The organism is Rhodococcus sp. 24CO (assembly GCF_050586165.1).
Classification (GTDB): Bacteria; Actinomycetota; Actinomycetes; order Mycobacteriales; family Mycobacteriaceae; genus Rhodococcus_F.
On the sequence record NZ_JAZFNF010000008.1, the window covers coordinates 282,995 to 304,224 of the forward strand.

At 63.0% G+C, this 21,230-nt stretch carries 23 protein-coding genes and 3 tRNA genes; 20 read left to right on the forward strand and 6 right to left on the reverse strand.

The window, feature by feature from the left end; all coding sequences use genetic code 11:
- The first annotated feature begins 62 nt into the window (after positions 1-62).
- The 5 genes from V2B23_RS21580 to V2B23_RS21600 all read left to right on the forward strand — a co-directional run bounded on the left by V2B23_RS21580 (position 63) and on the right by V2B23_RS21600 (position 5,657).
- Positions 63-1,487: an ABC transporter substrate-binding protein gene (locus V2B23_RS21580; protein WP_430952213.1), complete on the forward strand. Its 1,425-nt coding sequence runs from the start codon at positions 63-65 to the stop codon at positions 1,485-1,487.
- Between the two features lie 82 nt (positions 1,488-1,569).
- Positions 1,570-3,822, forward strand: coding sequence for an ABC transporter permease (locus V2B23_RS21585; protein WP_430952214.1), 2,253 nt, complete (start codon positions 1,570-1,572; stop codon positions 3,820-3,822).
- On the forward strand, positions 3,815-4,558 hold the full coding sequence (locus V2B23_RS21590; RefSeq protein WP_430952215.1) for an ABC transporter ATP-binding protein: 744 nt from the start codon (positions 3,815-3,817) through the stop codon (positions 4,556-4,558). Before V2B23_RS21585 ends, V2B23_RS21590 begins: the two co-directional genes overlap by 8 nt.
- Positions 4,555-5,298, forward strand: coding sequence for an ABC transporter ATP-binding protein (locus tag V2B23_RS21595; protein WP_430949581.1), 744 nt, complete (start codon positions 4,555-4,557; stop codon positions 5,296-5,298). Before V2B23_RS21590 ends, V2B23_RS21595 begins: the two co-directional genes overlap by 4 nt.
- Positions 5,295-5,657 carry a hypothetical protein gene (locus V2B23_RS21600; protein ID WP_174557328.1) on the forward strand — a complete coding sequence of 121 codons (363 nt, stop codon included), beginning with the start codon at positions 5,295-5,297 and terminating at the stop codon, positions 5,655-5,657. Before V2B23_RS21595 ends, V2B23_RS21600 begins: the two co-directional genes overlap by 4 nt.
- Positions 5,658-5,736: 79 nt before the next feature.
- Here V2B23_RS21600 and V2B23_RS21605 read toward each other — a convergent pair whose 3' ends face one another.
- Together V2B23_RS21605 and V2B23_RS21610 are read right to left on the reverse strand one after the other, a co-directional pair.
- Entirely contained in the window at positions 5,737-6,123 is a 387-nt protein-coding gene (locus V2B23_RS21605; RefSeq protein WP_430952216.1) for a VOC family protein, read from the reverse strand.
- Positions 6,124-6,172: 49 nt separating this feature from the next.
- Positions 6,173-7,066 (reverse strand): 1,4-dihydroxy-2-naphthoyl-CoA synthase, encoded by an 894-nt coding sequence (locus V2B23_RS21610; RefSeq protein ID WP_033236506.1) that lies wholly within the window; start codon positions 7,064-7,066, stop codon positions 6,173-6,175.
- 83 nt (positions 7,067-7,149) lie between these two features.
- Between V2B23_RS21610 and V2B23_RS21615 the strand changes: the two genes are divergently transcribed.
- From V2B23_RS21615 to V2B23_RS21625, 3 genes are read left to right on the forward strand one after another with little or no spacing between them, the layout of a single operon-like run.
- Positions 7,150-7,794 (forward strand): PaaI family thioesterase, encoded by a 645-nt coding sequence (locus V2B23_RS21615; protein WP_430952217.1) that lies wholly within the window; start codon positions 7,150-7,152, stop codon positions 7,792-7,794.
- Between the two features lies 1 nt (position 7,795).
- Positions 7,796-8,806 carry an o-succinylbenzoate synthase gene (locus V2B23_RS21620; protein WP_430952218.1) on the forward strand — a complete coding sequence of 337 codons (1,011 nt, stop codon included), beginning with the start codon at positions 7,796-7,798 and terminating at the stop codon, positions 8,804-8,806.
- Between the two features lie 48 nt (positions 8,807-8,854).
- Positions 8,855-9,301 carry a DUF6918 family protein gene (locus tag V2B23_RS21625; protein ID WP_378653198.1) on the forward strand — a complete coding sequence of 149 codons (447 nt, stop codon included), beginning with the start codon at positions 8,855-8,857 and terminating at the stop codon, positions 9,299-9,301.
- Between the two features lie 72 nt (positions 9,302-9,373).
- On the opposite strand, the gene V2B23_RS21630 is transcribed toward V2B23_RS21625, so the two are convergent.
- Positions 9,374-10,201: a siderophore-interacting protein gene (locus V2B23_RS21630; RefSeq protein ID WP_430952219.1), complete on the reverse strand. Its 828-nt coding sequence runs from the start codon at positions 10,199-10,201 to the stop codon at positions 9,374-9,376.
- Positions 10,202-10,244: 43 nt separating this feature from the next.
- Positions 10,245-10,844, reverse strand: coding sequence for a flavin reductase family protein (locus V2B23_RS21635; RefSeq protein ID WP_430952220.1), 600 nt, complete (start codon positions 10,842-10,844; stop codon positions 10,245-10,247).
- Between the two features lie 67 nt (positions 10,845-10,911).
- Between V2B23_RS21635 and menD the strand changes: the two genes are divergently transcribed.
- The 4 genes from menD to V2B23_RS21655 are packed head-to-tail and all read left to right on the forward strand — an operon-like array spanning position 10,912 to position 14,901.
- Positions 10,912-12,525, forward strand: coding sequence for a 2-succinyl-5-enolpyruvyl-6-hydroxy-3-cyclohexene-1-carboxylic-acid synthase (menD, locus tag V2B23_RS21640; protein WP_430952221.1), 1,614 nt, complete (start codon positions 10,912-10,914; stop codon positions 12,523-12,525).
- Positions 12,522-12,965 carry a DUF3592 domain-containing protein gene (locus tag V2B23_RS21645; RefSeq protein ID WP_430952222.1) on the forward strand — a complete coding sequence of 148 codons (444 nt, stop codon included), beginning with the start codon at positions 12,522-12,524 and terminating at the stop codon, positions 12,963-12,965. The genes menD and V2B23_RS21645 overlap by 4 nt, the downstream gene beginning before the upstream one ends.
- 57 nt (positions 12,966-13,022) lie before the next feature.
- A complete protein-coding gene (locus V2B23_RS21650) occupies positions 13,023-14,165 on the forward strand; it encodes a glycosyltransferase family 4 protein (protein WP_430952223.1) in 1,143 nt (380 codons plus the stop codon).
- Positions 14,166-14,202: 37 nt separating this feature from the next.
- A complete protein-coding gene (locus V2B23_RS21655; protein WP_430952224.1) occupies positions 14,203-14,901 on the forward strand; it encodes a demethylmenaquinone methyltransferase in 699 nt (232 codons plus the stop codon).
- Between the two features lie 8 nt (positions 14,902-14,909).
- Here the strand turns inward: V2B23_RS21655 and V2B23_RS21660 are convergent, their stop codons facing one another.
- Complete coding sequence (locus tag V2B23_RS21660; RefSeq protein WP_430952332.1) at positions 14,910-16,172, reverse strand: geranylgeranyl reductase family protein; 1,263 nt, start codon at positions 16,170-16,172, stop codon at positions 14,910-14,912.
- Between the two features lie 104 nt (positions 16,173-16,276).
- Between V2B23_RS21660 and V2B23_RS21665 the strand changes: the two genes are divergently transcribed.
- Both V2B23_RS21665 and htpX read left to right on the forward strand, forming a co-directional pair.
- The gene (locus V2B23_RS21665) at positions 16,277-17,326 is read left to right on the forward strand and encodes a polyprenyl synthetase family protein (protein ID WP_430952333.1); all 1,050 of its coding nucleotides are present in this window, start codon (positions 16,277-16,279) and stop codon (positions 17,324-17,326) included.
- Positions 17,327-17,464: 138 nt separating this feature from the next.
- Positions 17,465-18,328 carry a zinc metalloprotease HtpX gene (gene htpX / locus V2B23_RS21670; protein WP_430952334.1) on the forward strand — a complete coding sequence of 288 codons (864 nt, stop codon included), beginning with the start codon at positions 17,465-17,467 and terminating at the stop codon, positions 18,326-18,328.
- 95 nt (positions 18,329-18,423) lie between these two features.
- Here the strand turns inward: htpX and V2B23_RS21675 are convergent, their stop codons facing one another.
- Positions 18,424-18,915 (reverse strand): YajQ family cyclic di-GMP-binding protein, encoded by a 492-nt coding sequence (locus tag V2B23_RS21675; protein ID WP_430952225.1) that lies wholly within the window; start codon positions 18,913-18,915, stop codon positions 18,424-18,426.
- Between the two features lie 222 nt (positions 18,916-19,137).
- On the opposite strand from V2B23_RS21675, the gene V2B23_RS21680 reads away from it, so the two are divergent.
- The 6 genes from V2B23_RS21680 to hadB all read left to right on the forward strand — a co-directional run bounded on the left by V2B23_RS21680 (position 19,138) and on the right by hadB (position 21,124).
- A tRNA-Tyr gene (locus tag V2B23_RS21680) sits at positions 19,138-19,220 on the forward strand.
- Between the two features lie 431 nt (positions 19,221-19,651).
- Positions 19,652-19,724: transfer RNA gene (locus V2B23_RS21685), tRNA-Thr, on the forward strand.
- A 45-nt stretch (positions 19,725-19,769) separates the two neighbouring features.
- A tRNA-Met gene (locus V2B23_RS21690) sits at positions 19,770-19,842 on the forward strand.
- Positions 19,843-19,903: 61 nt separating this feature from the next.
- Positions 19,904-20,071 (forward strand): 50S ribosomal protein L33, encoded by a 168-nt coding sequence (gene rpmG / locus V2B23_RS21695; protein WP_003941903.1) that lies wholly within the window; start codon positions 19,904-19,906, stop codon positions 20,069-20,071.
- A 155-nt stretch (positions 20,072-20,226) separates the two neighbouring features.
- Complete coding sequence (gene hadA / locus V2B23_RS21700; protein WP_172936632.1) at positions 20,227-20,712, forward strand: (3R)-hydroxyacyl-ACP dehydratase subunit HadA; 486 nt, start codon at positions 20,227-20,229, stop codon at positions 20,710-20,712.
- Complete coding sequence (gene hadB, locus V2B23_RS21705; RefSeq protein ID WP_092801960.1) at positions 20,699-21,124, forward strand: (3R)-hydroxyacyl-ACP dehydratase subunit HadB; 426 nt, start codon at positions 20,699-20,701, stop codon at positions 21,122-21,124. Before hadA ends, hadB begins: the two co-directional genes overlap by 14 nt.
- The last annotated feature ends 106 nt before the right edge of the window (positions 21,125-21,230 follow it).

The following is a 21,230-nucleotide window of genomic DNA, read 5'->3' on the forward strand; positions in this document are numbered from 1 at the left end:
ATTACCTACGGCACTGAGCGCGCTGTTCGGCAGTGCACGTGTGTGAGAAGGAGAGTTTCGAAGTGAAGCCCAACAAGACCGCGAAGCTGGTTGTGGCCCTAGCCGCAACTGCTGCATTGGTTTCTGCCTGTGCAGGCGACCGCGGTGACGACCCGTCGGCGACGTCGAACGGTGCATCCGTTGCGACGGCCGACGCCGCGTCGAAGAGTTCCGATGCCAAGTTCGGAACCCTGGATTCGCCCTGCGGCGACGGCGATGCAAAGGGCGCCACGGATCAAGGCGTCAGCGACACCGAGATCAAGATCGGCTTCGGCGACGACCGTGGCTACGTGAAGTCGCCCGGCCTCAACAAGGAAATGAGTGACGCGGTCAACGCCCTCATCTCCTGGTGTAACGATCAGGGCGGCATCAACGGCCGCAAGGTTGTCGGCACCGATTACGACGCGGCGATGACGCAGGCCAACTCGGTCATGCAGGAAGCCTGCGCCAGCCAGTTCATGTTGGTCGGCCACGGATTTGCGATGGACCAGACCGCAGAGCAGACCCGTGTCGCCTGCAACATGGTTGCCGTTCCCGGATTCACGGTGTCGCCCGACGCCGCCAACGGACCGATGACGTTCCAGGGTGTCCCGTTCCCCGTCGACTACGCCAACGGTTCGCAGTGGTTCCAGATGGCCGAGATGCACCCGGACATGGTCAACGACTTCGACGTCGTCAACAGCACGATGCCGACGATCATTACGTCCACCAACAAGATTCGGTCGATCGCCGCGGCTGCGGGCTTCAAGCTCAAGGACTGCGGCGTGACGCTGAACTACGAGGGTGAGTCCAGCTACGTGCCGTTTGCCGAGAAGTTCAAGGAATGTGGTGTCAAGGGCATCTGGACGTCCCGTTCAGCCAGCCCGGCCGAGCTGAACTTCGTCAAGTCTCTCGATCAGGTCGGTATCGATCCGATCTTCTTCGGTGAGGCCACCTGGTACGGCGAGTCCATCGCCTCCTGGAACAAGGACACCGGACTGCTCGACAACTTGAGCGCCGGCATGACGTTCCAGATGCTGGAGAACGCAGACAAGGTTCCTGCCGTCAAGAAGTACGTCGACCTGGTCAACGAGCAGGGCGGCAAGACGGCACTCCTCGGTATGCAGGCTGCCTCGTCCTTCCTGCTGTGGGCCACCGCTGCTGATGAGTGCGGCAGCGACCTGACGCGTCAGTGCATGGTCAACGAACTGTCGAAGATCGACGACTGGGACGGCGGCGGGTTGCATGCCGCTACCGATCCGGGCAAGAACATGCCGGCCACTTGTGGCCTGATGACTTCGCTGAAGGGCGCCGAGTACTCACAGGCGTTCCCGACGACAGCAGGCGAGTTCAAGTGCGACCCCAAGTACATGGTTGCCACGGACAAGAGCACGTGGGGCACCGATCTGGATGCCGATCGCATCTCCACGAAGTACCAGAACGCGAATGTGATCAAGCCGCAGTCCTGATTCACCTGAGGTAGGTGGCGCGCTCCGTGTGCCTCGAGTGCGCGCAGCGTGCCGCCTTTCCTCCCCTAACGAGGGTTCAGTTATGAACACTTTTGTCACCTTCACGATCTTGGGTTTGGTCCTGGGATCGGTGTATGCGATCGCCGCTTCCGGGTTGGTGCTCACATACAACACGTCCGGAATTTTCAATTTCGCGCACGGCGCTCAGGCGATGCTCGGCGCGTTCATCTACTGGCAGTTGCGGTACGGCTGGGAACTTCCGACCGTGGTTGCTCTGTTGATTTCTCTTGTTGTGGTCGGCCCGTTGATGGGGCTGGGCCTGTATGTGCTGATCATGAAGGGCCTGCGTGATACCGCGGAAGTCACCAAAATTGTTGTCACGGTGTCGATCCTGCTGGGTATGCTCTCGATCTCGCATTGGTTCTGGCATCCGGAGACCGCGCGGACGATGCAGATGTTCTTCGGTGATCAGTCCAAGATCACGGTGTTCGGTGCGAGCATCCGTTACCACGAGTTGATCTGCATTTTGGTCGCGATCGGTATCGCGGTGGGTCTGCGGATCTTGTTCACCAAATCCCGCGCGGGTGTCGCGATGCGCGGTGTCGTCGACGATCCGGATTTGTTGCGTCTGAACGGTCATAACCCGGAACGCTTGGCGGCGTTGTCGTGGGCGATGGGTTCGACGTTGGCGGTGTTGGCGGGTATTTTGATCACCCCGATCAGCGGCGGCACCCTCGAGGCGAACATGTTGACGCTGTTGGTGATCGACGCGTTCGCTGCGGCGATGTTCGGTCGGTTGCGCAGTATTCCGCGTACGTTTGTCGGCGCTGTGGTTCTCGGTTTGGCGGGTACGTACGTGTTGGCGTACTTCCCGACGAGTTGGAGTTGGACGTCGAATTTCCGTGTCTCCCTGCCGATGATCGCGCTGTTCGTGGTGTTGATCGTGCTGCCGCAGGACCGTCTGCGCGGCGCAGTGACCCGTACCCGCGAGCGGTATCACGTCCCGTCGGTCCGCAAGGCCGTCATCTGGGGTGTCGCGCTGATCGTGATCGTGTATCTGCTGCGTCTGCTGATGGTGACGTCGGCGATCACGACGTTGACGATCGGTATGACGTTCGCGATCATCGCGCTCTCGCTGACGTTGTTGACCGGGTATGCGGGTGAATTGAACTTGGCGCCGGTCTCTTTCGGTGCGATTGCCACCATCGTGGCGTTCCATTTCGGGATTTCCGGTAGTGGGTTGGCGGCGCATCTGAACCTGTGGGGCATCATCGTCGGCGTGCTCGTCACTGCCGTCATCGGTGGCCTCGTCGCGTTGCCGGCGCTGCGTCTGCGCGGGTTGTATCTGGCGCTCGCGACGATGGCGTTCGGTGTGTTCCTCTCGAACATGGTTTTGCGTGATACCACCGAACACGAGATGTTCGGCATCCGGTACTCGCTGTTCAAGGACGGCAATATCGCGATCCCGCCGCTGAAGGTCGGGCCGCTCGATCTCAGCAACGACACGGTGTTCCTGATGACCGTGACCGCACTGTTCTCCGTGCTCGGTGTCGGAGTGATCGCGTTGCGCAACAGCGGTTACGGGCGTCGTCTCGCGGCGATGAAGGACAGCCCCGCCGGTTCGGCGATGCTCGGCCAATCGTTGGTGCGGCTCAAGCTGAGCGTGTTCATGATCTCCTCCGGCATCGCCGGATTGGGCGGGATCCTGATGTCGAGCGCGATGGGCTCGGTCTCGGGCGAGAGTTTCGCGATCATGGTCTCGCTGTCGCTGTTGATGCTCACCGTCGTCGCCGGAATCGGCTACGTCAGTGGCGCACTGTTCGGTGGTCTGATGGCGGGTATCGGTTTTGCCGTCATCATGGTTTCCTTCACGAACCTCGCGTCGGCGCAGCCGGAGCTCGAGGGAATGTGGTTGCTGCTGGGCAACATTGCCGCGGTGAGTCCGGCGTTGATCGGTATCGGTGTCGGCGCGAACCCCAGTGGCACCATCCACCAGGTCGTCGAAGGGTACCGCCGGTTGATGAACGCCACACCGGTCCTCTACGGCGGCGCCGCCGTGATCGCGGTGACGTACCTGCTCGCTCTGACCGGGGTGCTCGGGAACTGGTGGTTCGCGTCCATCACCATCGCGGTGGTGTTCCTGTTGCCGGTGATCGGTGAAATGGTCATGCCGGCAGCGGTTCTCACCCCCGACGAGTTGGCGGCGAAGAAGACGCTGGTGCCCGAGGAGGTCGGGATCGACGTCCCGTACAGCGACGAGGTCCGCGAGGAACTCGACCGCGAACTCGGCATCGACCTCGACAAGTCCGAAAAGGAGTTGGCCGCTCATGTCTGAGACACCTTTGCTCGAAACTCGTGGTGTCACGGTGCGTTTCGGTGGTCACGTGGCCGTCAAGGATGTGTCCCTGACGGTGGCTCCGGGAACGGTGACCGGGTTGATCGGCCCGAACGGCGCCGGGAAGACCACCCTGTTCAACACCATCACCGGGTTGCAGAAACCGACGTCCGGACAGGTCTTCCTCGACGGGGTGGACGTGACGAAGTTGGCGCCGCACAAACGCGCCAACAAAGGTTTGGCGCGCACGTTCCAGCGCCTCGAGTTGTTCGTCTCGTTGTCGGTGCGCGACAACCTGCGCGTCGCCGGGGACATCCACAAAGCGAACAGCGGCAACAAGATCGACGTCGACGCCGAAACGGATCGACTGCTCGAGCTGACCGGCCTGAGCGATGTGGCGGACAAAGATGTCTCCGACATCCCCACCGGCCGCGCCCGCGTGGTGGAGGTAGCGCGGGCCTTGATGACGAATCCGCGGATTCTGCTTCTCGACGAGCCGGCATCGGGTCAGACAGAGCAGGAAACGGAAGTGTTCGCGCAGATGCTCACCGACCTCGCAGCCGGGGGTCTCGGAATTTGTCTGGTGGAGCACGATATTCCGTTGGTGATGAAGGTGTGCTCGACGATTCACGTGCTCGACTACGGAGCGGTGTTGGCCTCGGGTGATCCGGAGAAGATCCGCACCGACCCGGATGTGATCGCCGCGTACATCGGCACCGAGGAGGAAGCAGTATGACCGCAGCAACGATCGACCCGGCAGCGGCCGACGCGGGCCGCGCGGAGCCGTTGCTCGAATTATCGGGTGTGCGTGCCGGTTACGGCTCCATCGAAGTCCTGCACGGCGTGGACCTCGTCCTGCAGCCCGGCGCCGTGGTGGCGTTGCTCGGCCCCAACGGCGGCGGAAAAACCTCGACGTTGAAGGTGTGCTCGGGTGTCCTGCCGCTCACACGCGGGGAGTTCAAGCTCGCCGGACGGGTCGTCAACGGTATCGAGGCGTCCGAACTCGCCCGATTGGGTGTGTGTTCCATCCCGGAAGGGCGTGGGATCTTCGCGAACCTGTCGGTGCGGGAGAACCTGTGGATCGCCACCGGCACCGGAGCCTCGCTCGCCGACCTGGAAGAGGTTGCCTACACACGGTTCCCGATCCTGGGGGAGCGCCGTAGTCAGTTGGCGGGTTCGATGTCGGGCGGTGAGCAGCAGATGCTGGCACTCTCGCGGGCGTTGGGAACGCATCCGACGGTGTTGCTGCTCGACGAGTTGTCGATGGGTTTGGCACCTCGAATTGTCTCGCAGATGTACGACGTGGTGGGTTCACTTGCCGCGGAAGGTATTTCCATCCTCGTGGCGGAGCAGTTCGCGCGGGCGGTGTTGCCGATCGCGACGTCGGCGGCGTTGATGTTGCAGGGTCGCGTTACTCGGGTCGGTGACCCGCATGAGATCGAAGAAGAACTTTCTACCAGTTATCTAGGAGGATGACGATGACTACAGTTGAAGATCGCCGTGATGAGTTCAAGAAGAACATCACCGACCTCAAACTCGACAAGGGCCAGTCCGGCGGCGACGCGAAAACACTGTTCGGCGGCCTGATCCTGATGGTGGTGGGGGTAGTCGGCGCGTTCGTGCTCTACATTTCCTCGCTCACGGAATCGGATCTGCGCAACATCGCGTCGTACCAGATCTTGGCGATCGCGTTCCTGGCGTTGACGGTCATCGGAGCGGCGATGTTCATCGCCGCGTCCGTCGCGAAGGTTCTGCGGTTGTGGCTGGTGCGTCAGCTGCTCGAAGGCCAGGCCCAGACCGATCAGATCGCACAGGCACTGAACACCCGCATCTGAACCAGGCCCAACCGCTAAGGCCCGCCACGGAAACCGTGGCGGGCCTTTTCAGCTCGGCGACTACTGCGGCGCTCGGCGACTACTGCGGCGTTCGGGAATCACGCCGGATCGGATGGTCGTCCGGAATCTGCACCATGACGATCGGCGTCCCGTCAGGATCGGCGATCCACATCTCGTGCAAACCCCACGGTTCCTGGCGTGCCTCGCGGGCAATCTTGACTCCGGCGAGTACCAATTCCGTTTGAACGGCCGTGAGATCGCGAACCTGCAGCCAGATCGCGCTTCGGAACCCACCGTTGCCCGCGGCGCCGTGTGCGGCGACCTCGATCAACCCTTGACCGGCGAAGAACACTGTGCCGCCGGGGTATTCACGGGCGATGGCCAGCCCGAGCGTGTTCCGGTAGAAGCTCAGCGTGAGCTCGTAGTCGTCGGGGCGCAATATGGTTCGGCTGCTCAGAATCTCCACGGAACCATCCTTCCATGTCTCACTCTGCGATTACAGAAATGCTCGGCAATCAGAAATACCAGGGGTACGGCGACCAGTCGGGATCACGCTTCTCGAGGAAGGAATCGCGGCCCTCGACGGCTTCGTCGGTCATGTATGCCAAACGTGTTGCCTCACCGGCAAATAGCTGCTGGCCGACCAAGCCGTCGTCCTGCAGGTTGAATGCGTACTTGAGCATGCGCTGAGCCTGCGGGGACTTACCGTTGATCTTGCCTGCCCACTCGATGGCAACGTTCTCGAGTTCGGCGTGATCGACGACCTTGTTGACGGCGCCCATCTGGTGCATTTCCTCGGCGGAATAGGTATCACCGAGGAAGAAGATTTCGCGAGCGAACTTCTGGCCCACCATCTTTGCGAGGTAGGCGCTGCCGTACCCGCCGTCGAAGCTTCCGACGTCGGCATCGGTCTGCTTGAAGCGGGCATGTTCGCGACTCGCCAGGGTGAGGTCGCAGACGACATGCAGGCTGTGTCCGCCGCCGGCGGCCCAACCGTTGACCAGGCAGATGACCACCTTGGGCATGAAACGAATCAGCCGCTGCACTTCGAGGATGTGGAGTCGTCCGGCACGAGCCTTGTCGACGGTGTCGGCCGTTTCGCCTTCCGCGTACTGGTAGCCGCTGCGGCCCCGGATGCGCTGATCGCCGCCCGAGCAGAAGGCCCAGCCGCCGTCCTTCTCGCTCGGTCCGTTGCCGGTGAGCAGCACGGCGCCGACGTCGGACGTCATCCGGGCATGGTCGAGTGCCCGGTACAGCTCGTCGACGGTGTGTGGGCGGAAGGCATTACGTACCTCGGGGCGGTCGAAGGCGATACGAACGGTGCCTTGACTGACATGCCGGTGATACGTGATGTCGGTGAGATTCTCGAATCCGGGAACGGGGCGCCAAAGCTGCGGGTTGAAGGTCACGTAGGCCACGATAGAGGCAGGCATCGTAACCCCGACGAGTACCTGGAGTAGAACATGTTCCCACACGCGCTAACGTGCAGGTCATGAGTGAACCCACCGTAGAAGGCAAGGAGACCGTCGTTCCCGACGAGCGTCGGGGCGGTTTCCCGGTCTTCCGCCACACACCTGCAGGTCCCAACTTCGGTCGTTTTGTCGAGGCGATGCGCAGATTGCAGGACCTTGCGGTGTCGACGCACGTCCCTGACGAGGTTCTGGCGGAGATCGCAACGCAAGCGGAGGAACTTGCGGATCGACTGGCCCCGCACGAGGTGCCAGAAGGGGCGTCGCCTGCAGGCTCGAACATTCAGTTGCCTGGTCGTGGCAGTCTCCTCATGCCGCCCTGGACAATCGAGAGATTCGACGCCGAAGGTGTGCGCAGTACCGGCATGTTTCGCCGCTACCACCTCGGTGGCAACGGCGCGGCGCACGGCGGAATCGTGCCGTTGCTGTTCGACGACATCTTCGGTATGACCACCCACGCTGGTGGCCGCCCGATGTCGAGAACCGGATACCTGCACATCAACTACCGCGCGATCACACCACTGAACACGCAATTGGTGATCGAAGGAAAAGTGGATCGGGTGGAGGGCCGCAAGACATTTGTCAGCGCGCGGCTGACCGACCTCGACGGGAAGCTCCTTGTCGACGGTGACGCGCTCATGATCGAGCTACTCCCCGGTCAGCCCTGACATGTCTTCCACATTCGAGTTGCCGTCGTTCGACGATCTGATCGCCGACGCAGTTGTGGTGAGCCTGCCGATGCGGGTGCGTTTTCGCGGGATCACGACGCGTGAGGCGCTGCTGCTGCGCGGCCCCGCAGGATGGGGGGAGTTCGCGCCGTTTGTCGAGTACGACGACGAGGAAGCCGCGCACTGGCTGCGCGCCGGCATCGAGGCCGCGTGGCTCGGCCCCCCGCCGGCGCTTCGGGCCACGGTGCCGGTCAATGCCACGATTCCTGCGATCGACGCGTCGGCGGTCCCGGAATTGTTGGAACGTTTCCCAGGATCGCGAACAGCCAAGATCAAAGTCGCCGAAAAGGGACAGTCGTTGGCGGACGACGTTGCCCGGGTGAACGAGGTTCGTCGCCACATCCCCAACGTGCGTGTCGACGCGAACGGTGGGTGGAGCGTCGACGAGGCCGTTGTGGCGCTGCGGGCGCTGACCGAAGACGGTGAACTCGAGTACGCGGAGCAGCCGTGTGCAAGCGTCGAGGAACTGGTACGGGTGCGTGCAGCGGGGACCGGTGTGCGGATTGCCGCGGACGAGAGCATCAGACGCGCGGAAGATCCGCTGCGAGTGGTGCGCGCCGGGGGAGCAGACGTCGCGATAGTTAAGGTGCCCCCGCTCGGCGGCATGCGCGCGGTGGTCACGTTGAGTACTCAACTGGCCGAGTACGGCGTGCCGGTGGTTGTCTCCAGTGCGCTCGATACGGCGGTCGGGATGGCGTCGGGGCTCGCGGCCGCAGCGGCGTTGCCCGAGTTGCCGTTTGCGTGCGGATTGGGAACTGGCGGGCTGTTCGTCCGGGACGTCGCAGTTGTCGATCCGGCGATCTCGGGCGCTCTGTCCGTAGGTGACGTCGAGCCTGATCCGTCGATCCTCGCGCAGCTGACGGCCACGCCCGAACGCGCTGCGTGGTGGCTGGGCCGCGTCCGCCGTTGTCATCGGATACTCGATCAACGAGGCGCGCTGAATTTCGTATAGTGTCGGGCCCGACCTGATGAACATCAGTCAAGAATGAAGGGATCGAAAGTGGTTGCAGCTCTGAACGAAACCCTGCTCGAGGATTCACGGCTTCCCGCGGTCGTCGCGGACGTGCAGACCTTGATCGACGCAGAGGTTTCGGATAAGTCGGGGGCCTCAGGGCTAGCTCTCAAGGGCGGCTACGGCGCAGTCAAGAAGGTGAGCCCGTCCATCGTGCCGGACGCGGTCACCGCACTTCTGCCTGACTTCGTGGCAAAGCTCGAGCCGTACTGGCAGGAATTCTCCGCCTCGGGCGGCGGAAGCTTCGCGGAGTTCATCACGGCTCGCGGCGACGCCGTTGCCAACTCACTGCTCCAGGTGACGGACGAGCGCATCGAAGGCAGCGACAAGGCCGTCGTCAAGTCGATGTACTCCAAGCTGCGTGGTTCGGCGCAGAAGCACGTAACGGCCGCCCTGCCGCGTCTGGGTGATCTGATCCAGAAGCACGCCGCATAAGTTCGACCAGCACGACACAGAGCGGCCCGGGAGGTTTCACTCCCGGGCCGCTCTTCGCGTGCGCGGGGCCACTCAGTTCGCAGCGTGGCCGTCGCGCCAGAACCCGGTGAAGGTGATGTCGGTTTTCGGGAACTTGCGGTCGTTCACGAGGTGGCGTCGTAGCCCGGTGGTGAGGGCCTGCTCACCGGCGACAAATGTGTACGACGGCCCTGCGGGAAGTTCGGCTGCGCGAACTGCCTCGAGGGCAAGAGCTCCGGGCTTGGCGTCTGCGTCTTCTCGGATAATCCAATGCACGTTCACGTGAGCGAGCTGCGGGAGGTCCTGCTTGTCCTCGATGTTCGGGACCTCGATGAAGACCTCGGCCCGCAGATCGGCGTCTGCGGTCTCGAGAATTCCGGCGATCGCCGGTAGGGCACTTTCGTCTCCGACCAGGAGTTGCCAGGTGAAATCGGCAATCGGGTTGTAAATGCAGCCCTCGTCGAGAAGCGCTACCTTGTCGCCGCTCGAGGCCGTGTCAGCCCACGCGGATGCCGGACCGATATCGCCGTGAAAGGCGAAGTCGATATCGATTTCCGCTGTGTCGCCGAAGAACCCGGATCCGGCCGGCCGGTACCCGCGGATCGTGTAATTGCGCACCACGGGACGAGTGTCCTTGGGCATCATCAGGTATTGCGCGTACCAGAGGTTGTTTGCCGCGGACGGCAGTCGCAGCTCACTCTGGCCGGCTTGCGGGATGAAGAGGCGGAACCAGTGATCGGCGCCCATCGGGGTGATGGTGCCCAGTTCCTCGCCGGCAATCGTGATGCGGATGAAGGTGGGACTGATCCGTTTGTTCGCCACAACCTCGGCAGACGTGATGCTGCGTGACACCGGTTTCACGAATTTGGAGCGCTTGGCCATGACGGAACCCTCGATCGACGACAGTAGGTCAGGCAATCCTAACTTAATGCTTCGGTCTACTGGGCCGTTCTTTGACGACAACCTCCGGCGGCAGGCCCCACTCCGAGCGGCCCAACCGACTCAGCGGTGCCAACGCCGCGAACTCCGGCAACCCGTCGTCGGCCAACGCGTCCGGGCGAACCGCGACGGCAACAACGTCGCCCATCACCACAAACGAATCACCGACCTCGATGACCTGGCGCAACGTGCACTCGATCGCAACCGGCGATTCCGCGACCCGAAGCGGGCGCACGCGTTCACTCGGCTCACTGCGAATGCCCAACTCGAGAAACTCGTCGGCGCCGGGAGCGTAGGGGGCAGAACTGTCGTTGATCATGTCGAACAACGACGCCGATGCCACGTTGATCACGAACTCGCCGGTCGCCTCGATGTTGCGCAAACTGTCCTTGCGGCCTACCGAGGTGAACTGCACCACCGGCGGCGCCGCACTGGCCACGGTGAAGAAGCTGTGCGGCGCCAGATTGCCGACGCCGTCGGCCGAGAGCGTCGACACCCACGCGATCGGCCGCGGAACCACCGTCGCCGTGAGCAACTGATAGAACCGGCGGGGTGAGGTGTCGGAGGGATCGAAGAGTGTGCGCACTCACACATGGTGCCGCAGACTCGCCCCTCGGAACGGTCCGGCCCGAACATCTGACACTCTTGAAGGCGTGAATCCGTCCACAGCACAAGCCACAGCCGTCGTCGACGAACTGGTTCGTGGTGGCGTGCGCGAAGTCGTGCTCTGCCCAGGCTCACGCAACGCGCCGCTCGCATTTGCCCTTCAGGCCGCAGACATCGAGGGACGCCTGCGTCTGCACATGCGGATCGACGAGCGGACAGCCGGCTTCCTCGCGCTCGGACTGGCAATCGCCGGCAAGCGACCAGTGCCCATCGTGATGACGTCCGGAACCGCCGTCGCGAACCTCGGACCCGCAGTGCTCGAAGCGAACTACGCGCGAGTGCCGCTCGTAGTCCTGAGCGCCAACCGGCCGTACGAAATGCTCGGAACCGGCGCCAACCAGACCATCGAGCAACTCGGATTGTTCGGCAGCCAGGTGCGCGCCACCATCAGTCTCGGGCTGGCCGAAGACGATACGACGCAGAACAGCCAGTGGCGTTCCGCAGTGTGCCGGGTGCTCGCCGCTGCCCGTGGAACCCGGTCCGGCAACGCCGGGCCAGTGCATTTCGACATACCGTTGCGCGAACCGCTGGTTCCCGACGTGCACATGCAGGGACCGGTTCCGGAAGGTCGGCCAGGCGGCGCAGCGTGGACCACCACGCAGAACGCAACGCTCGACGTCCCCCTCGACCTGGATCTGACCGCAGACACCGTTGTCGTCTCCGGCCACGGCAGCGCGCTGCGACCGGAACTCGCCGGACTGCCGACCGTCGCCGAACCCACCGCGCCGCTGCACGGAATTGCGCTGCATCCCCTGGCTTTGGCGCAACTCAAACCCCGGCAGGTAGTCATCACCGGCCGCCCCACGCTGCATCGTCAGGTGTCCAAGGTGCTGGCCGACCCGAGCGTCGATGTCTACGCGTTGACTACCGGGCCGCGCTGGCCCGACGTGTCAGGCAACGTCCTTGCCACCGGAACCCGGGCCGTCGTGAGCGGAACACCGGACCCGGCCTGGATCGCGCGATGCATGTCGCTGACCGAGCACGCCGACGCGGCCGTCGCCAAGCAGCTGGCTGCCCACCCCAAGGCCACCGGCCTGCACGTGGCCGCAGCGGTGATGGGTTCTCTGGGCGACGGCGACCAGCTGCTGCTCGGAGCGTCCAACCCGGTGCGCGACGCGGCGCTGGTGAGCTACCCGAAGCCGTCGGTGCGAGTGCTGTCCAACCGCGGCGTCGCCGGCATCGACGGCACGGTCTCGGCTGCCGTCGGCGCTGCGCTGGCCTACGACGAGGGACGAACAATCGCCCTGATGGGCGACCTCACGTTCCTGCACGACGCCTCCGGCCTCCTGATCGGGACCGGGGAACCACGGCCCCACGACCTCACGATCATCGTCGCCAACGACGACGGCGGCGGAATATTCGAACTGCTCGAGCAAGGCGATCCGCAGTACGCCGGAGTGTTCGAGCGAGTCTTCGGCACGCCACACGGGATGGACCTGGCGGCACTGTGCGCCGCCTACCGCGTTCCCCACACCGCAGTGAGCGTCGACAAGCTCACGGAAGCGCTGGCACAACCCGCTGCAGGCATCCGGGTTCTGGAAGTTCCCACCGACCGCAGCGGTTTGCGGGAACTGCACGCATCAGTGCGAGCGCAACTGTGAGCGACGTGGTTCTGCGCCGTTTCCGCATCGGAATCCTCGTCGTTGCGATCGGCATTTCGGTTCTCGCGGTCATTCTCGTACTCGGTGCCTGGCGGAACGACCGGACCATCGAATCGAATCTGGGGACCGCAACCGCCGAGGTGCTCTCCGCCGGTTCGCTGCGGTCCGCGATCAGCTTCGTGACGCCGGACGGTGCGAACCACAACCCTGAGCTCGGCGTGCTCTATCCCACCAATCTGACTGTGGGACAACGCATCGAGGTCGAGTACTACAAGACCGATCCCGACCTGGTCCGGGTGGCCGGCCGCAGTGCGAGTGTTGCGCTGATCCCCGCCGGATCGGTCATCGTCGTGACGTGGCTCCTCGCCGGACCCGCCGTCTGGTACTTGCGCAAACGTGAGGCCCTGGTGCGCACACCGGAGCCCGTCACCTCGAATTAGCCTGCGCTTCACACGAACACGGCATGGACTTTTCTTCGCACTGTCACCGTGATCGGTGTGAGAGTAGCCATCGTTGCGGAGTCATTCCTGCCCAACATGAACGGCGTCACCAACTCGGTACTACGCGTGCTCGAACATCTCGATCGAACCGGCCATGACGCGTTGGTCATCGCGCCCGACGCCGTGGGAGGTGGGCACGCCCCCACGCAGCACGAAGGCGTCACGGTACTCCGAGTGCCTGCCGTCATGGTTCCGAAAGTCAGCTCACTACCGGTGGGCTTGCCACAACCGCGATTGACCGCTGCCGTCCGCGCCTTTGCCCCCGACGTCATGCACCTCGCGTCGCCCTTCCTCCTCGGCGCCGGGGGAGTAGGCATCGCCAAACGGCTGCACGTTCCTACCGTCGCCGTCTATCAAACCGATGTCGCGGGTTTTGCCGAAAGCTACGGACTCGGCCTCACCAGCAGGGCAGCGTGGGCGTGGACCCGACGAATTCACAAGAGCTGCACCAGAACCCTCGCGCCGTCCACCTCTGCCGTCGACGCGCTCGACGAGCACGGAATTCCGCGCGTACACAAATGGGCGAGGGGCGTCGACGCTGCGAGATTCGCGCCGTCGCGTCGTAGCTCCGATTTGCGCCGCACCTGGATCGGGGACACCGATCGTCTGGTTGTCGGCTTTGTGGGACGGCTGGCACCGGAGAAGCACGTCGAACGATTGTCCGCGTTGGCCGAAGATCGCAGCCTGCAACTCGTGATCGTCGGCGACGGCCCGGACCGAGAGCGCTTGCGCACGCTGTTGCCCGACGCGATCTTCACCGGCGCGCTCGGCGGAACCGATCTTGCCGACGCCTATGCCAGTTTGGACGTGTTCGTGCACCCGGGAGAGCACGAGACGTTCTGCCAAGCCGTCCAGGAAGCGCTGGCGAGCGGTGTACCCGTCGTAGGGCCGGACGCGGGCGGCCCTCGTGATCTCGTCTCGCATTGCCGCAACGGCTACCTCCTGCCGGTGGACAGATTCGGTGAACTTCTACCCAGCGCGATCGACGCCCTCCGTCAGCGTGATCTGCGAGTGCAGTTCGGTTCGGCCGCGCGGCGCTCTGTGCTGCATCGGACGTGGCCGGCTATCTGCGACGAGTTGCTCAGCCACTACGAGGATGTGCAAGGTCTAGGCCGGCGAACCGGTGCGCAAGCAGCCTGAACCCGCCCACTTCGCGAGTGTTGGTAGCGTTTGACGTGTGGCGACTACACACGGAACCCGGGCAACTCTCGACAAACAACCGCGCGAGGTCGCGTCGATGTTCGACGACGTCGCCGAGCGATACGACCTGACCAACACCGTGCTGTCCTTCGGCCAGGACAAAGGCTGGCGCAAGGCAACCCGTGAGGCCCTCGACCTCAAGCCGGGCGAGAAGGTTCTCGACCTCGCCGCAGGCACCGGAGTCTCGACGGTCGAACTGGGACGCTCCGGCGCGTGGTGCGTCGCCACCGACTTCTCCAAGGGCATGCTGCAGGCAGGTCGCTCCCGCAAAGTCCCGATGGTGGCAGGCGACGCCATGTTCCTGCCCTACGCCGACGACGTATTCGACGCCGCGACCATCTCCTTCGGCCTGCGCAACGTCTCCGACTTCGAGGCCGGCTTGCGCGAGATCGCCCGCGTCACCAAGCCAGGTGGACGCCTTGTCGTCAGCGAGTTCTCGACGCCCGTCTTCGGGCCCTTCCGCACCGTCTACATGGAGTACCTCATGAAGGCACTCCCACAGGTGGCGCGCGCCGTCAGCAGCAACCCCGACGCGTACGTCTACCTCGCCGAATCCATTCGCGCCTGGCCGACGCAGGAAGAACTGGCACGCAAAATCCAGGCGGCCGGGTGGAAGAACGTCAAGTGGCGCAACCTCACCGGCGGTGTCGTGGCGCTACATCACGCAACGCGCTGAGCAGGTAATCAGCCGAACAGCGGACGGGAGTCGATCCTTCGGGATGCGGCTCCCGACGCTCGCCAGGCCCGCGCCGTCAAATCGGCGTCGGCGTCGGTGACGAGGTTGCCCATCACCCTGACCGCGACGGTCATCATTGCCTTCGATCGCATCGCGATCGGGCCCGACGCGGGTAGGAACCGCGGAACCGTGAGCAGCCCCGCCAGACGCCGCGCAACGGAGAACGCCTGCCCGTAATGCTCCCGTAGGACGCTCGGCCACAGCTCGGTCAGATCGCCGTCGCCGAGGTGTTCGACGATCAGCCGTCCTCCCTCGAGGCCGTAGTCGATGCCCTCGCCGTTGAGTGGGTTCACACACGCCGCTGCGTCGCCGATGATCGCCCAGTTGCGGCCCGCGATATTGGATACTGCGCCGCCCATCGGTAGCAAAGCTGAAGCAACGGAATGGATTTCACTGTTCCACTGCCATTCGCCTCGGCGCTGATCGGTGTACAGATCCAGGAGCGGGCGCAATGCTCCGGGGGCCGGCCGCTTGGCTGTCGCCAGGGTGCCGACGCCGATGTTCACCTCGCCCGTGCCCAGCGGGAAAATCCAGCCGTATCCCGCCTGCAAGGTGCCGTCGCCGTCACGCAGTTCCAGGTGCGAGGTGATCCAGGGATCGGCGCTGCGGGGAGTGCCGACATAAGCACGCGCGGCCACTCCGTACGCAGTGTCCCGATGCCACTGCCGTCCCAGCTTCTTGCCGAGCGTCGAACGAACGCCGTCGGCGACTATCAGAGTCTTGCACCGCAGAGTGCTGGTTCCGGAGGGGCCGGACAGGACAACTGCACTGACCCGATCACCGTCACGTTCGACGTCGACGGCTTTGGTGCCTTCGCGCATCACCGCGCCCGACTCGATCGCGCATCGCCGGATCCGATCGTCCAGCTCCGTGCGGGGGACAGCGCTGCCGATGGACGGGAAGGCTGTAGACGGCCACTCCATTTCCAGCTCTTGGCCGAAGCCCGAGAGGCGGAGTCCCTTGTTCGTCGTGTGTGATCTAACCCACTCTCCGAGGCCCAGTAGATCAAGCTCGGCGACGGCCCGCGGAGTGAGTCCATCACCACATGTTTTGTCTCGGGGGAACACGGCCGCATCGATCAGAACGACGTCGCGGCCACTGCGCGCGGCCCATGCAGCGGCCGAAGAACCCGCAGGACCTGCACCGATGACCACAATGTCAGTTTCGTTCGGCTGGGAATTCACGGCGGGGGACTGCTCTTCGGCGGACACACTCACATCTTCCCAGGCTCGTGATCGAGACCGTGGCGAGGCCGTGCCAAGTGCGAACCGCTAGGTTCACTACCGTGGGAACCGAGCCGTCACTGACGACAGGAATGGGTACTGACATCGTGAGCACCGAAAAAACTGCTGCCGACGCAACGGCAGTGAGCACCGTCGTAGCGGGCATAGACCTGGGCGACGAGAAGCTTGCTGATGTTGTCCGTAGTGGACTCGCCGATGTCGAAGAGTTGTTGGTCAGCGAGCTGTCCGACGGGGAGGACTTCCTCACCGAAGCCGCCCTGCACCTCGCTCGGGCAGGTGGCAAGCGGTTCCGGCCGCTGTTCACGATCTTGACGGCCCAGCTCGGACCCAATCCGACCGATCCGTCCATCGTCACCGCTGCCACGGTCACCGAACTCGTGCACCTCGCGACGCTCTATCACGACGACGTCATGGACGAGGCGGAGATGCGCCGCGGCGCACCCAGTGCAAATGCTCGGTGGGGCAACAGTATTGCCATCCTCGCCGGTGACTACCTGTTCGCTCACGCGTCACGACTGGTGTCGACGCTCGGGCCCGAAGCCGTTCGCATCATCGCGGAAACGTTTGCCGAGTTGGTCACCGGACAGATGCGCGAGACGATCGGTGCAAGGCAGGAACAGGATCCGATCGAGCACTACCTCAAGGTCGTGTGGGAGAAAACTGGTTCGCTGATCGCCGCTTCCGGTCGATTCGGTGGAACTTTCTCCGGATCCGACGCCACCCACATCGAGCGACTCGAGCGTCTCGGCGACGCCGTCGGCACCGCATTCCAAATCGTCGACGACATCATCGACATCTCCTCTGTTTCGGAACAGTCGGGTAAAACCCCTGGCACCGACCTGCGTGAAGGGGTCCACACGCTTCCTGTGCTGTACGCCTTCGAGGAAGAGGGCGCCGACGCGGATCGCCTTCGCGAGCTGCTTGCCGGCCCGGTCACCGAGGATGCTGACGTCGAGGAAGCGCTCGCCTTGCTCGAACGCTCGCCGGGAATGGTCAAGGCCAAAGCAAAGCTGGGTGAATATGTCGACGCAGCGCTGGCTCAGCTCGCAGAGTTGCCGCAAGGCCCGGCAAACGACGCCCTCGTTCGCTTGATCGACTACACGGTTCGACGGGTTGGCTGACGTTTAACCGCATTTGCCCTCCGCCTTCCTGCGGGGAACCCGAATACCCCTGCTCTTCGTTGTGCTAACGGGTCGGCTGGAAAAGCCGCGAAGTTACACGCGAGCAGTCGAGCTCGTCACGGGTAAGGGGTGAGCGCTGTGCACGGCTACGCAAACGGAGCCAAGACTTTCGGGCTGCTGCTGGGCATGTCTGCCCTGATCGTGTTCATCGGATCGTTGTTCGGCAACCCGACCGTCTTGTGGTTTTCCGTACTTTTTGCCGTCGGAATGAACGCCTACGTCTACTTCAACAGCGACAAGCTGGCATTGCGTTCGATGCATGCCCAGCCCATCACCGAGGTCGAGGCGCCGGTTATCTATCGCATCGTGCGTGAACTGGCGACTACAGCGCATCAGCCGATGCCCAGGCTCTACATCAGCCCGACCAACGCACCGAACGCCTTCGCGACCGGTCGGAATCCGCGCCACGCTGCGGTATGTGTGACCAGCGGAATCATGGGTTTGTTGAACGAACGTGAACTGCGAGCAGTACTCGGGCACGAACTCTCGCACGTCTACAACCGGGACATCCTGATCTCGTCGGTCGCCGGGGCCATGGCTGCCGTCATTTCCGGCCTGGCGAACTTTGCGATGTACGCCAGCATTTTCGGCGGACGAGGCAACGGTCAGGGAAGTAACCCGATTGCTTTGCTGCTGGTCTCGCTTCTGGGGCCGATCGCCGCCACCGTGGTCAAACTGGCCGTCTCGCGCTCACGGGAGTATCAGGCCGATCAATCGGGAGCCGAGCTCACCGGTGACCCGCTGGCGCTGGCGTCGGCGCTACGAAAGCTGGAGGCAGGTGTAGCGGCGGCTCCATTGCCCCCTGAGCCTCGTTTGGCGGCGCAGTCGCACCTGATGATCGCAAACCCGTTCCGCGCGGGGGAGAAGATGAGCAAGCTCTTTTCGACGCATCCGCCGATGGCAGAGCGGATCGAGCGGTTGGAGAAGATGGCGGGGATGTAGGGGCCTTCGGCCCCGGCGCGCCCTTCTGGTCGTCGGAACTACCAAAAAAGGCGCACCGGGGCGCAGCCCCTACTACGCACAGGGGCGCAGCCCTACTACCGGTAGTTCACGAACTGCAGGGCGATCCCGAAGTCCTCACCCTTGAGTAGGGAGATGACACCCTGAAGGTCGTCACGCTTCTTGCTGCTGACCCGCAGCTCCTCACCCTGGATCTGCGCTTTGACGCCCTTGGGGCCCTCGTCGCGGATCTTCTTGGTGATCTTCTTTGCGTTCTCACTGGTGATGCCCTGGACCAACGTTCCGGACAATTTGTAGATCTTTCCGGACTGTGCCGGCTCTCCCGCATCGAATGCCTTCAGGGAGATGTCCCGGCGAATCAACTTTTCCTTGAACACCTCGAGGGCCGCCAGCAGGCGCTCCTCGGTATCGGCGTTCAACGTGATCGTTTCTTCACCCGACCACTCGATCGACGCACCGGTGTTCCGGAAGTCGAAGCGTGTGGTCAGCTCCTTGGCAGCTTGATGCAGGGCGTTGTCCACCTCTTGACGGTCTACTTTGCTCACCACGTCGAAGGACGAATCAGCCACTTCTACACTCCCGCTTTCCGGTAGTCACAACATCGAGGTCTGCCCACCTTCCGTGCCGGTGGACATCTCGACGTTATCGGGTCGGGACCGCCGCTCACCACCCGGTTTGCAAAATGGGGGTGGGTTCGTTGTATTCTTCTTTCCGCACCAAGGAAGCCGTTCTTGGCCGCTGCGCGCCGCGATATACTTGCGAGTGCATCGGATCAAGGCCTGGTGCAGCACGGCAGATTGCCCGAGCGGCCAATGGGAGCGGACTGTAAATCCGTCGGCGTATGCCTACGTAGGTTCGAATCCTACATCTGCCACACCAAGTCAGCCCCGATCCTGAACCAGGATCGGGGCTGACTTTTTTGTGTCCGGCTCAGGCTCCGACTGCTCGGGTCCGATCGCGTCCAGCAGATCGAAGGCGCAGTAGTTGTGGAGCAGTAGTTGTGGAGCAGTAGTTGTAGATACAGAGAAGCGGTGGGCAGTCGGCCGCGGCGCTGTATCGCCGCGCTCAGGGTCGTCGTCCTCCACGAGGGGCCGTTCTCAGGCACGAGGGGCCGTTCTCAGGCACGAGCGGCCGCAATTGGGCCGATATCCGTTGCATCAAAGGCCTCGCCATGGGCTCGGATCGGTGCAACAATGGGCTGCGGCACTGATTTTGCCCCGATGACCTGGCGATTTGGTGCTGGAGCGCGTTCGTGTGTAATCTTTCGGAGGCTTCAAGAGAGCGGCAACGCACTCCGGAAGCCACGCCCCCTTAGCTCAGTCGGTAGAGCGTTTCCATGGTAAGGAAAAGGTCAACGGTTCGATTCCGTTAGGGGGCTCGCTGGATTGTGGTGCCGCGCTTTTTGCGCGACACTCGACACCGAGGCGGTGTAGCTCAGTTGGTAGAGCAAACGACTCATAATCGTTGCGTCGCCGGTTCAAGTCCGGTCACCGCTACACAATATGCATGATCCACCCTGATTGTTCGTAATCAGATACACCCGAAAGAAGGCATCCCGTGGCCTCCTCGACCGACGTTCGGCCCAAGATCACCTTGGCCTGCGAGGTATGCAAGCACCGTAACTACATCACCAAGAAGAATCGGCGCAACGACCCCGATCGCCTGGAGCTCAAGAAGTTCTGCCCCAACTGCGGAACCCACCAGTCGCATCGCGAGTCGAAGTAGCAAGTCCTTAACGGGGCGACGATTTTCGCGGAAGACCCTCTTGGGGCCTGCGTCTTCGGGTCCTAGCTAGAAGAGAGTTTCTCCGCGTGACTGATTTGCAAGAGAACAAGGCAGCGGCCGAGGTCCCAACGGACCCGGCCGCTCATGCCGTCCAGATGGTCGGTCACCATTATCGTGTCGAAGACTTCTATGAGGTCGGGCGCGAGAAGGTGCGCGAGTTCGCTCGCTCCGTCCAGGATTCGCATCCTGCGCATTACGACGAAACCGCTGCAAAGGGCCTCGGATACGACGGCCTGATTGCACCGGTGACGTTTGTTGCGATCGTCGGCGGCATTGCCCAACGTCGACTCTTCGAAGAAGTTGTCACCGGCTACGACTTGAGTCAGATTCTCCATACGGATCAACGGATCGTGCTTCACGAACCGATTCAGGTGGGGGATCGACTGTTCTGCGACGTCTATCTGGATTCGTTCAGGCAGGCTGCAGGTAGCGACATCATCGTGACCAAGAACATCATCATCAATCAGCACGGCCGAGAGACCGTCACGATGTGGACAACCTTGGTTGCCCGCACCGGTGGTGAGGTGGACGAGAACATCGCCCACGCAGTCAAGGATGTGATGATGCATGTCGCTCCGTAAATTTTCCGACGTGAATGTCGGCGATCTTCTTCCTGAGAAGACCGTCACTCTCACGCGTGGAAACCTCGTCAACTACACGGGCGTATCGGGAGATCCCAACCCGATTCACTTCAGTGACGAGGTAGCTCGACTTGCCGGCCTGCCCGATGTGGTGGCGCACGGCATGCTCTCCATGGGCATGGGTGCCGGATACGTCACCGAATGGCTAGGGGACCCGGGTGCGGTAACCGAATACAATGTACGGTTTACTAGTCCGGTGATCGTGGCAGCCGACAAGGCTGCGGAGATCGAGTTCACCGCCAAGGTGAAGTCGATCGACGAAGACAGCAAGACTGCAGTACTGGCAATTGTGGCAAAATCCGAAGGTAGGAAAATCTTCGGCCGCGCCACGGCCACAGTCCGTCTGGCCTGATAGCCGGGTAGATTGTGTTTGTTCCGGGGCTTTGAAGTACACTGAGATTTCTGGGATTCCTCAGCGCTGCGCGCTGCCCTGAACGTCGCAAGATGTTCACGTCGGG

Excerpts from the sequence above, each read along its gene's own strand:
- hadB (WP_092801960.1), top strand. The coding sequence starts at position 20,699 with ATGTCGCTCCGTAAATTTTCCGACGTGAATGTCGGCGATCTTCTTCCT.
- V2B23_RS21620 (WP_430952218.1), top strand. The coding sequence starts at position 7,796 with ATGTCTTCCACATTCGAGTTGCCGTCGTTCGACGATCTGATCGCCGAC.
- V2B23_RS21585 (WP_430952214.1), top strand. The coding sequence starts at position 1,570 with ATGAACACTTTTGTCACCTTCACGATCTTGGGTTTGGTCCTGGGATCG.
- V2B23_RS21600 (WP_174557328.1), top strand. The coding sequence starts at position 5,295 with ATGACGATGACTACAGTTGAAGATCGCCGTGATGAGTTCAAGAAGAAC.
- V2B23_RS21665 (WP_430952333.1), top strand. The coding sequence starts at position 16,277 with ATGGGTACTGACATCGTGAGCACCGAAAAAACTGCTGCCGACGCAACG.
- hadA (WP_172936632.1), top strand. The coding sequence starts at position 20,227 with ATGGTCGGTCACCATTATCGTGTCGAAGACTTCTATGAGGTCGGGCGC.
- V2B23_RS21590 (WP_430952215.1), top strand. The coding sequence starts at position 3,815 with ATGTCTGAGACACCTTTGCTCGAAACTCGTGGTGTCACGGTGCGTTTC.
- V2B23_RS21595 (WP_430949581.1), top strand. The coding sequence starts at position 4,555 with ATGACCGCAGCAACGATCGACCCGGCAGCGGCCGACGCGGGCCGCGCG.
- V2B23_RS21615 (WP_430952217.1), top strand. The coding sequence starts at position 7,150 with ATGAGTGAACCCACCGTAGAAGGCAAGGAGACCGTCGTTCCCGACGAG.
- V2B23_RS21630 (WP_430952219.1), bottom strand. The coding sequence starts at position 10,201 with ATGGCCAAGCGCTCCAAATTCGTGAAACCGGTGTCACGCAGCATCACG.